This window comes from Neisseria sp. P0013.S005 (genome assembly GCF_051958425.1).
GTDB lineage: Bacteria > Pseudomonadota > Gammaproteobacteria > Burkholderiales > Neisseriaceae > Neisseria > Neisseria subflava.
Map to the genome: position 1 here is coordinate 1 of NZ_JBQCVL010000090.1, position 241 is coordinate 241.

A 241-nucleotide genomic window follows, 5' to 3' on the forward strand; every position below is an offset into this window, starting at 1 on the left:
GTGTTCCTTCTCATATCTACGGATTTTACCCCTACATGAGACCTTCCCCTTCCCTCTCCAGTATTCTAGATCCGCAGTTTCAGACGCACTTTCAGGGTTAAGCCCTGAGATTTCACATCTGACTTACGGATCCGCCTGCGCGCGCTTTACGCCCAATAAATCCGAACAACGCTTGCACCCTTCGTATTACCGCGGCTGCTGGCACGAAGTTAGCCGGTGCTTTCTTCTTAGGTACCATCAC

1 rRNA gene is annotated in these 241 nt (G+C 51.0%); it reads right to left on the bottom strand.

Going from position 1 to position 241, the window contains the following annotated elements:
* Positions 1 to 241 (bottom strand): 16S ribosomal RNA (locus ACTHTA_RS11615); the annotation flags it as partial.